8 protein-coding genes are annotated in these 10,487 nt (G+C 45.8%); 6 read left to right on the top strand and 2 right to left on the bottom strand.

Annotated elements, in window-relative coordinates; translation table 11 throughout:
• The first annotated feature begins 146 nt into the window (after positions 1–146).
• The 3 genes from R7E78_RS08420 to R7E78_RS08410 are packed head-to-tail and all read left to right on the top strand — an operon-like array spanning position 147 to position 4,679.
• Positions 147–1,322: an efflux RND transporter periplasmic adaptor subunit gene (locus R7E78_RS08420; RefSeq protein ID WP_318057838.1), complete on the top strand. Its 1,176-nt coding sequence runs from the start codon at positions 147–149 to the stop codon at positions 1,320–1,322.
• A gap of 1 nt (position 1,323) precedes the next feature.
• The gene (locus R7E78_RS08415; protein WP_104976301.1) at positions 1,324–3,288 is read left to right on the top strand and encodes a MacB family efflux pump subunit; all 1,965 of its coding nucleotides are present in this window, start codon (positions 1,324–1,326) and stop codon (positions 3,286–3,288) included.
• A 14-nt stretch (positions 3,289–3,302) separates the two neighbouring features.
• Positions 3,303–4,679, top strand: coding sequence for an efflux transporter outer membrane subunit (locus tag R7E78_RS08410; protein ID WP_318057837.1), 1,377 nt, complete (start codon positions 3,303–3,305; stop codon positions 4,677–4,679).
• A 96-nt stretch (positions 4,680–4,775) separates the two neighbouring features.
• Here R7E78_RS08410 and R7E78_RS08405 read toward each other — a convergent pair whose 3' ends face one another.
• Positions 4,776–5,318 (bottom strand): carboxymuconolactone decarboxylase family protein, encoded by a 543-nt coding sequence (locus R7E78_RS08405; RefSeq protein WP_203345278.1) that lies wholly within the window; start codon positions 5,316–5,318, stop codon positions 4,776–4,778.
• Between the two features lie 111 nt (positions 5,319–5,429).
• Between R7E78_RS08405 and R7E78_RS08400 the strand changes: the two genes are divergently transcribed.
• Positions 5,430–6,029 (top strand): TetR/AcrR family transcriptional regulator, encoded by a 600-nt coding sequence (locus tag R7E78_RS08400; protein WP_262665156.1) that lies wholly within the window; start codon positions 5,430–5,432, stop codon positions 6,027–6,029.
• Positions 6,030–6,184: 155 nt separating this feature from the next.
• On the opposite strand, the gene R7E78_RS08395 is transcribed toward R7E78_RS08400, so the two are convergent.
• A complete protein-coding gene (locus R7E78_RS08395) occupies positions 6,185–7,441 on the bottom strand; it encodes an SGNH/GDSL hydrolase family protein (protein WP_318057836.1) in 1,257 nt (418 codons plus the stop codon).
• A 465-nt stretch (positions 7,442–7,906) separates the two neighbouring features.
• On the opposite strand from R7E78_RS08395, the gene R7E78_RS08390 reads away from it, so the two are divergent.
• The gene (locus tag R7E78_RS08390) at positions 7,907–9,937 is read left to right on the top strand and encodes a S8 family serine peptidase (protein ID WP_318057835.1); all 2,031 of its coding nucleotides are present in this window, start codon (positions 7,907–7,909) and stop codon (positions 9,935–9,937) included.
• 9 nt (positions 9,938–9,946) lie between these two features.
• On the top strand, positions 9,947–10,309 hold the full coding sequence (locus tag R7E78_RS08385; RefSeq protein ID WP_137282844.1) for an ATPase: 363 nt from the start codon (positions 9,947–9,949) through the stop codon (positions 10,307–10,309).
• Positions 10,310–10,487 lie beyond the last annotated feature (178 nt).

Below are 10,487 nucleotides of genomic sequence, written 5' to 3'. Positions count from 1 at the left end.
CTGAAACTCAGTATATTGTATAAAAGTCGCTCAACTTTAGGAGGTTTGGTTTCTCGTCTGAATTACGCAACAAAGCCTCTCGTACCCTGTACGGCTAAGAAAAATAGCAGTATAAAATCAAAACGATTATTTACTTCACTCCTGCTATGAAACTCAATAAAAAATGGCTCGTTTTGTGTGGCCTACTTACTATTGGTGCTGGTGGTTATCATTATCTGCAACGTCCAGAACCCATTTCTCCTTACGCGACAGAAGTCGTTCGCAAAGGCAATATCGAAAAGGCGGTATTAGCCAACGGCATGTTGCAAGCGTCCAAATTGGTGAATGTAGGTGCGCAAGTATCTGGGCAAATTCAACGCCTCGCTGTGAACTTAGGGGATGAGATCAAACAGGGAGATTTGATTGCACAGATTGACAGCCTGACTCAGCAAAACAGCCTCAAAGAAGCCCAAGCGTCTCTTAATAGTCTCAATGCTCAGTATCAAGCTAAGCAAGCGCAGATTAAACAAGCAAACTATGAATTCGTGCGCCAAAAAGACATGCTGGCGGCGAAAGCGAGCTCACGAGCTGATTACGAGAATGCCGAAGCGACGCTCGCCATCTACAAAGCCGAGTTAGCGCAACTGGATGCCGAAATCGAGAAAGCCAAAATCAACGTCGACAATGCGCAGTTAGATCTCGGTTACACCACCATCAACGCACCGATGGATGGCACGGTGGTCTACACCGCGGTGGAAGAAGGACAAACCGTAAACGCCAATCAAACCACGCCAACTATTATCGAGTTAGCCAAGTTAGATACGATGACGGTGAAAGCCGAAATTTCGGAAGCCGATGTGATTTTTGTTCACCCAGGCCAAACGGCGCTGTTCACCATTTTAGGCAAACCGAATCAGCAGTTTAAAGGCACATTGCGCGCCATTGAGCCGGGGCCAACCATCATGGATGGCGATGACAGCGATTTGAGCATTTCAGATAGCGACGCCATTTACTACAACGCTGTATTTGATGTGAAGAACCCGCAAGGTATTTTGCGCATCGGCATGACTGCGCAAGTTTCGATTGTCCTTGAGCAATCGGAAAATACCTTGATTGTCCCTTCACAAGTCCTGCAAAAATCTGGCGGCAAAGGCAACTATACCGTGCCAGTGCTTGAACAGGGCCAAGTGGTGCAAAAGCCCGTGACAGTGGGTATCAACAACAAAGTGAACGCAGAAATTCTCTCAGGTTTGAAGGAGGGCGACCAAATTGTTCTTGGCAATGCGATGGATGGAGAATCATCAAGCCGAGGTGATCGTCGTCGACCTCCAATGAGGTTCTAAGATGAGTGACGTGCTTTTAAAAGTTGAGGATTTAACTCGACGATTTGTCTCTGGCGACGAGTCGCTTACCGTGTTGAACCACATTAATTTAGAGATAAAACGCGGTGAAATGGTCGCGATCGTGGGTGCATCGGGCTCAGGGAAATCGACGCTGATGAATGTGCTCGGCTGCTTGGATAAACCGTCCAGCGGTCGATACTTCATTAATGGGCAAGATGTCTCGACGTTGGAATCTGATCAACTGGCGGAACTGCGTCGCGAGTATTTTGGCTTTATATTCCAGCGTTACCATCTGCTGGGGGATTTAACCGCGGTGGCAAATGTGGAAGTGCCTGCGGTTTACGCGGGAGTTCCTCATCGTCAAAGAACGGAGCGAGCGCAGTCGTTATTGGCTCGCTTAGGGCTGGAAGATCGTTTGACTCACAAGCCCAGCCAACTAAGTGGTGGCCAGCAACAGCGCGTGAGTGTTGCTCGTGCACTGATGAACGGTGGTGAGGTGATTCTCGCTGATGAGCCCACTGGCGCATTAGACAGTCACAGTGGGCAAGAGATGATGGCACTGCTTAAAGAGTTGCATCAACTTGGGCATACTATCATCTTAGTGACTCATGATATGAACGTGGCGAACTTTTCGGATCGCATCATTGAAATCAAAGATGGTGAAATCATTGCAGATACGCCAAATGCACAAGTTGTAATCAATGAGCAAGCAGCAAAGACACCGAGCGCGTCTTTTCATCGCCCAGCGCAAGCCGCCAGTAAGTGGTGGAAGTGGGACAGTTTTATTGACGCGCTAAAAATGGCGCTGCTGGCGATGTCTAGCCACAGAATGCGCACGTTTTTGACCATGCTCGGCATCATTATTGGTATAGCCTCGGTGGTTTCCGTGGTGGCCCTAGGTAATGGTTCACAACAGCAAATTTTGTCGAATATTTCATCCATGGGAACAAACACCATTGATGTCAGGCCGGGCAAAGGGTTTGGTGACCGCCGCTCCGGACGAGTGAAAACGCTAACCGCCGACGATGCTAAATCGTTGGAGAGTCTGCCTTTTGTCGACAGTGTCACGCCGTCTTTATCCAACAGTTTAACCGTGCGGTACGCCAATCAGGATGCAACCGCGTCTGTGGAAGGGGTTGGGGAAGATTATTTCCGTGTGCGCGGTTATGAGATCGCCAAAGGTCAGTTTTGGGATGAAGAGAGCGTGAACTCACTCGCGCAAGAAGCAGTGATTGATGACAACACTAGAAAGGAAATGTTTGCGGATAGAAATCCGATTGGTGAAGTGATTTTTCTAGGTTCATTGCCAGTGCGTATTGTGGGTGTCACGCAGAAAAAAGAAGACGCGTTTGGCAACAGCGACGCGCTGAAAATTTGGGTGCCATACACCACCATGTCGGGACGAATGATGGGACAACGCTACCTCAATGGCATTACTGTGCGGATTGATGAGAACGCCCCAAGCGCAGCGGTAGAACAGAGCATCATCAACTTGTTAAAAATGCGCCACGGTACAGAAGATTTCTTCACGATTAACACTGACACCATTCGTAAGAGCATCGAGAAAACCACCGCCACCATGACGTTACTGATCTCAGCGATTGCGGTGATCTCCCTAATTGTCGGAGGAATTGGCGTAATGAACATCATGTTGGTGTCGGTGACAGAGCGCACGAAAGAGATCGGTGTGCGAATGGCAGTGGGGGCGCGGCAAGCGGATATTTTGCGTCAGTTTTTGATTGAAGCGGTACTAGTGTGTTTGTGTGGTGGTATTGCTGGTATTGGCTTGGCGTTTTTGATTGGTTTTGCATTCAGTACATCTGGCAGCAGCTTCCAAATGATTTACTCAATGAACTCGATCATCTGGGCGTTTATTTGCTCAACGTTGATTGGCATCGCTTTCGGCTTTTTACCCGCTCGCAATGCCGCCAAACTCGATCCGATAGAAGCGCTAGCGAGAGACTAAAAATGAGTAACACAATGAAATTCAAAACTCGATTGGTCGCGGCTGCCTTAAGCGCAGTGTGGTTGTCAGGTTGTGGTTCGCTTATGCGTAGCGACTATCAAGCTCCTGAGGTGCAAGTGCCTGCAAATTGGCAACAGATGCATGTTGCGGGTGATGTCAGTATGGATCCTTGGTGGTTGGCGTTTAACGACCCAACTCTTAATCAATACATTACTCAGGTGTTGGCTCAAAATAACGATTTGACGCTGGCAACGCTAACGCTAAAGAAAGCGCGTTTACAGCTGGGTTTAGCGCAAGATGACCTTTTCCCTACGTTGAGTTCTTCCACATCAGGACAAGCTCAAAAATCTCTTGATAGCGGGGAATCGGCAGATAGTTACAGCACTAACTTATCCGTCAATTACGAGTTGGATTTATGGGGAAAAATCTCGGCAGACGTTGACCAAGCCAAGTGGTCGGCGATGGCAAGTCAACAAGATCGCGAGGCGACCGCACAAAGTTTGGTAGCAACGACGGCATCGCTATATTGGCAAATCGGCTATCTGCAACAGCGCTTAAACCTCAGCCAGCGTAATGTGGTAGACGCAGCTCAAACGCTACAATTGATTGAAAAACAGTACCAACTTGGCGCTGTGGATCAGTTAGATGTGCTTGAAGCCAAACGTACGTTGGCAAGCTTACAAGCGCAGCAAAGTGAATTTGAACAGAGTTTACTTGAGGCAAACAACGCCTTTGCGATTTTGTTCAATCAACCGCCGAAGAGCATCAGTGCAACCATCCAAATGCTGCCTGAAGGCGATATGCCATCGTTGAGTGTTGGTGCTCCGTCTGATTTATTGATCCGCAGACCCGACATTAAAGCAGCGATTTACGAAGTCAAAGCCGCGCTAGCAAATAAAGACGCAGCAGATTTGGACTATTTGCCTAAGCTGACGCTCACTGGGGCTTTGGGTGGATCGTCACAAGCGCTCAAAGACCTGCTTTCCAACCCGATCGGCAGTTTAGGTGCGGATATGACGCTACCGTTTTTGCAGTGGAATGAGATGAAAAACAGCCAAGCCATTGCCGATTTAGACTATCAATCGGCCATTGTGAGCTATCGCCAAGTGTTGTACGCCGCCTTCCAAGATGTCGAAAATGCCTTGTCAGCACGAGAAAAATTGAAGTATCAAGCGGCGCGTTTACAAGAACAATATGATGCCGCAAGTGCCGCTGAGTCCATATATGCTGCGCGGTATCAGTATGGCTCGACATCGATCATGGACTATTTGAATGCCCAAGAAGACACCAGAAACGCACAAGCTTCTTTGTTGGAGAACCGCTACAACCAGTTTCTCACTCAGGTTACGCTTTACCAGTCTTTAGGAGGAACCGACGTTGCGCCGTTGTAATTAGGTGTCAGCTCACACTAGCGAAGCGCCATGCAACAAAGCCTTTTTTGAAGGTATTACTGGTCCCATGAATGGGACCAGTAATAAAAGCTTAAGTTACTTGGCGAACTTCTTGAAAGGTGCATCAACCGGGGTGTCAGCTAGGTGATTGGTGTAGTTACTCATCACTTTTTGCGCTAGACCAAGAACAATTTCAAGCAGTTGCTGCTGTCCGTAACCTGCCGCAAAGAATTTCTCTATCTGAGACTCTTCCACTACACCACGTTGACGCACCATTTGAAGCGTTGTTTCTCGTAGTGTTTCAAGTTTTTCGTCTGCCAATGGTGTTTGGTTGACGAGAGCATCAACAATCTCCTGATCCACTTTCATTGACGCCGCGATCGCACTATGAGCAGGAACGCAGTAGTGACAACCATGTTCAACGTTGATGGTTTGCCATACGACGGTCAATTCTTCTGCGTTAAATGATGTTTGTTGAAAGAGCTCATGCACAACTTGATAACCCTCAAGCAAGGTTGGCGCTTCAGCCATAATAGCATGAAGATTTGGTAGCATGCCAAACGCTTTGACTGAATTTTCAATCAGATGCTTTGATCCTTCGGGTGCGTTTTCTGCGGTATACAGTTTAAATTCTGCCATGTTTAAATCTCCTGTAATTGGATATGAGCGAATTAGGCAAGAACAGGATAGTTGATTTTGAGCGGTCGCTCAATATAAAATTGAGCATATGTTCAAAATTGATAATTGCTCATGGCGAATACAAAGAAATTCCAACGTGATGAAGTGGTGAAAGCCGCCTCGGATCTATTCTGGAAGAAAGGTTTTCATGCAACATCTACACGTGATTTACAAGATAGCGTGAATCTGCGTCCTGGAAGTATCTATGCGACGTTTGGGTCAAAAGAGGGGCTATATTGTGAAGCGCTAAAAATGTACGTTGCGAACTTACAAGCCCTGTTTGAGTTGCATTTAGCTCAGAACACAACGGTTCTAGATGCAATAGAAGCTTTCGCGATTGATGTGGTTATCAATCAGCGAGACTCCAATCCCAGTGAAGTGTGCATGTTAGTCAAATCAGCAAGTGAATTTGCTGAGGATTTTAATGCGCTACGCAATCAAACAAACAGCTTAGCAAACCAATTTGAATCTTTTCTTGCAAAGCTGTTTGAGCGAGCAATCGAGAATGGCGAAATTGAAGCTCAGGATACATTGCTTCTTGCTCAGTTGTTCCAGGTTCAGTTTACGGGTATACGAGCCTACTCATACCGCAGTGATGATGAAACCTTAAAGACGTTGATCTCTATTATGGTGGACAGCTTCCGCGGTAACGTATCAAAAACAGAAAGCTGAATGAGGCTGCTCAAAGTCAACGTCTCTAAATCAACGGCTTGAAGTAAGCGAGCTCAAATAAACCCGTTATCGGGGGTCGATATCGATAAAAAATGACCACGAAGCATCGTGGTCATTTTTATGCAGATTAACTTGCAATGAACAACAACGGCTTATTAAAAGCGAAACTCTTCTAAGTTATTGCTACTTTTTAACATTTTTTCAGCCACATAACGATGCGTTGCTGTGGTTGGGTGAGTCACATCCCAGAACACGAACTTATCTGCGCCAGATGCTGCACATTCAGAACGTAATGAGTGAGTGTACATGTAGTCAACAGAGGATGAACGGTTGATGTCTAAGCAAGGGTCGCTTGCATTTACGAAACCGTGTTCTTCTGGTGCCGAGGTTAACTTCTCAAACAGTGCGTGTGTATCAAACAATGCGATGTTGTAGCCTTGGGCTTTGTAGTACATCGCTTGTGCTTTGATGAACTCGTTCATCTTCAATACTTTCGCACGAATCGTTTCAATTTCTTCCTGTGTTGAGTATTTGAACTGTGGTGCTTTGGTTGCATCGGGCAGTGTCATCAACATGAAGTTCTTCGCGCCAGCGTCTGTTAAACGAATCAGAGCTTCAGCGTAATCCGCTTTTACTTCCGGCACGCTACGGTTGTAGTTCATGAAATCATTTAAACCAAACTCTAACGTAAACAATGTGTTAGCAGGGTTGTAGTTCTTCGCCAGCTTTGTGTAGGTTAAGTAAGAAGAAACTTGTTCGCCGACACCAGTTAGCGCGATATATTGGTTTTCACCTGCTGCGCCACCAACTGCCCAGTTGTATAGCGGTAAGTTTTTGGCTTTAGCAACGTATTCCGTCCAAACAAAACCGTTTGAGAAGTGACCCAAGAACCAGCTATTCGGGTTAGGAAAGCGCCATTGGGACGCGTTAAAGATGTTGCCTGTATCAGACAAGCTATCGCCTAAAGCCACTACTTTGTTTATCTGATCTGGTTGCATTGCAGCATCATTGCTCCAGATCGTGTGGTTATAAGAATAACGATTGTCGGCAGCAAAAAATGTAATGTCTGCGTTCTCGTTCGCTAGATCTAGTGTTTCTTCACAACGCTGGCGAATTACGTTTTGTGAGGTATTGGTGTAGAACATGTTTTTAAATGAAACAGAGCTCCACCAATAACCATCGATAGTGAAGTCACTACCATCTTTGTTTTTTGCCCATTTCCAATCGGTAGCCGCATCGTCCTTAGAGTGGCTCGTACGATACCAGCATCGAACGTACGTATAAGTTTGATTTTCTTGCGCGCTAACCACTTCAGCCGCAGAAACCATTGCTGGTGATAAAGTTGGCTCCTCTGCAATGGCGGAGGAAAGCGGAAGTAATGCAGTTAATAGTGTGATTGTTTTTTTCATCATTCACTCTTCTTGTAATGGTTATTGTTCCGAATGCGTGAATACGCTCGGCTATAACAGTATTTAGATGAGAATTTTTCTCACTAAACCTTCTAATTCTGAGTAAATGCTCAAGACAGTCAACAACTAAATATTCAATATTTCAGTTTTGGCACCACGGTCAAAAAATCCATTCAGCATAGCAATCGATTAAATGGGTGATATTTAGAATAATTACCCACTAACATTAATTTAACATTCACTTTTTGTTAATTAAGTAATTGCTTTATAAGGTTTTTCGATGATTTTTAATGTTAACTTAAAGTGTTTATTGAATGATCTTTTGTACAAATTTGTATATTCATGAAACAAATTGTTTGGCATTTTTGCTCTGTAAACTATAGCTGAAGCTCTCATGTAAACATCATGATGATGACTTTTCATGAGAATATAGTGAATAAAAATTAGCTCAAATAAGGAATAGGGCAAATGCACTACACAACAAGTAAAAAACAAGGCTTATTTTCGTTGTCTACCGTAGCAATAGCACTGACCACTTCGATGTCAGCGTTTGCGGCTCCACCAATGGGATTTGATGAATCTAAGTTACCGACGAAGTACATCGTCAAATTCAAAGAAGATGCAGTCAGCCGTTCTTCAATGGGGAGTAACTCATTCTGGGGGCCACGAATCGCGCAGGAGTCTGTTCTAGAACAGGTGAAGGCACGTAAGGTGGAAAAACTGGGCAATCGCGCCATTTACAGCGTTGAATTGGATGGCGATGACTTAGAGCCGCTTCGCAACCGTAGTGATGTGGAATACGTGGAAGTCGATCCACCTCGCTATTTGCTCAGCGAAACGACCCCATGGGGATATGAAGCGGTTAATGCTCAACTGCTAGCTGACTTCAATGCGGGTAATCGCACTGTATGTATTATCGATTCAGGGTACGACATTTCGCACAACGACCTAAGCGGTAACCGCGTTGCTGGTACTAACGATAGTGGTACGGGATCATGGAGTGATCCGGGTAACAACAATGCCCACGGTACTCACGTCGCGGGTACGATTGCTGCGATTGCCAACACCGAAGGTGTAAAGGGTGTGATGCCAAACCAGAATGTGAATTTGCACATCGTGAAAGTATTTAACGAATCGGGTTGGGGTTACTCATCTGGGCTTGTTAAAGCAATCCAGACCTGTGCCGATAATGGTGCTAACGTTGTGAACATGAGCCTTGGTGGTAGTCAATCAAGCCGAACTGAGCAAAATGCACTGCAAAATATTTACGATCAAGGCGTTCTATTGATCGCCGCTGCGGGCAATGATGGCAATACAGCGCACAGCTATCCAGCTTCTTATGACTCAGTGATGTCTGTTGCGGCTGTTGATAATCAAAATGATCATGCAGCGTTCTCACAATCTACTAATCAAGTTGAGATCTCAGGCCCTGGTGTGGCGATCTTATCAACGGTTACGGTAGGTGAAGGTAAACTTTCTGATATTACCTTGAATGGTGTAAGCCAGTTTGATCGTGGGATTGTTCCTCACAATCGTTTGATCAATAACGGTTCTTCGTATGTTCCGGATCCAATCGCTGGTTCAGTAACGGCAACGCTAGATAGCTGTGATGTATCTGGCGGTAACTTTAACTGTGGTGATATGTCGGGCAAAATTTGTTTGACTGAGCGTATCGGCAACCAGTCTTCAGGAAACTACCCTGAAGTGGATGCGGTTCAGGCTTGTTACAATGCGGGTGCGCGAGCTGCAATCGTATACAGCAACTCTGAACTACCTGGTTTACAAAACCCATTCTTGGTAGACACAAACAACGCTTATCGTATGGTTTCGGTAACGGTTGATCGTGCATTTGGTCAAGAGCTGTTGGGGTATGTTGGTCAGGAAATTACTGTTGCAACAACCTCTGGTGAAGATTACGAATACTACAATGGTACATCAATGGCGACACCGCACGTAACGGGCGTAGCTGGCTTGGTGTGGAGTTACCACCCAACCTGTACAGCAGCGCAAGTGCGTAATGCCCTAGTGAAAACTGCAACAGATATTGATGTTGCTGGTCGAGACAACCGTACTGGCCACGGCCTAGTTAATGCTGAAGCGGCGAAGCTGTTCTTGGACGCCGGCTGTAATGGACCTGATGGTGGTAGCTCTTCGGACTCTAGCTTCTCAAATACCAGCCCTGTTGCGATTCCAGATAATAAATCTTCTGGCGCAATCAGTGCAGTAGAAGTCGATCGCTCTGGTGATTCAGGCACAGTAAGTATTGATCTTGATATTAGCCACACTTACATCGGTGATTTACGAGTGACTTTAACGTCACCGACTGGTGGAGAAGTTGTACTTCACAATAATACTGGCGGCAGCGCTAACGATATAAAAAATACGTTCCAAGCGGATTTTTCTGGTTTTGAATCGCAAGGTACGTGGGAACTAAAAGCGGTGGACAGTGCCAGAAGAGACACAGGCACCATCAACAGTTGGACTCTGACCTTTCAATAAGGAGTGACTATGAAGAAGTTGACCTTACTTTCTTTGTCTGTGGTAGGCGCTACCGCACTATTGGCAATCGGACTGAGCTCAAGCAGCTTGGCAAACAATCAAGGATTTCCTCTCGTGGATGAACGCCAAGATCAAGCCGAGCAGCAACCTGCGCGTTACTTTGTTAAGTATCATGAAGGAAAAGAGAGCGAAGTGAGAGCGCTTCTTCGTCAGCACAACATTGAAGTGGTCGACGCTCTGGTGAAACAACACGTGTTGGTTGTGGTGGGTGAACAGGCGGAAGTCGATAAGCTCGCGGATCACGATGCGGTCGAATACACTGAGCAAGAGCCGACAAGAAAGCTGCTATCTAACGGAAATACGCTTCAATAAGCCAAACCTCCTTAAGATAGTGCCAAAAAGAAAAACGCCCCTCATGTGAGGGGCGTTTGTTTTCTTTCTACGATTGTTTTCTATGATTATTTTTTATGACTGGTTTCTTCTAAAGCCAGTCGTTTGCTATGACGAGATATTCTTGAAGATTGATGCCGATGAGCCTATTCGCGCATCA

The sequence above is a fragment of the Vibrio sp. YT-19(2023) genome (assembly GCF_033337395.1).
Note: the sequence above shows the minus strand (reverse complement) of the source record. Positions and strands in the feature narration are given on the sequence as shown.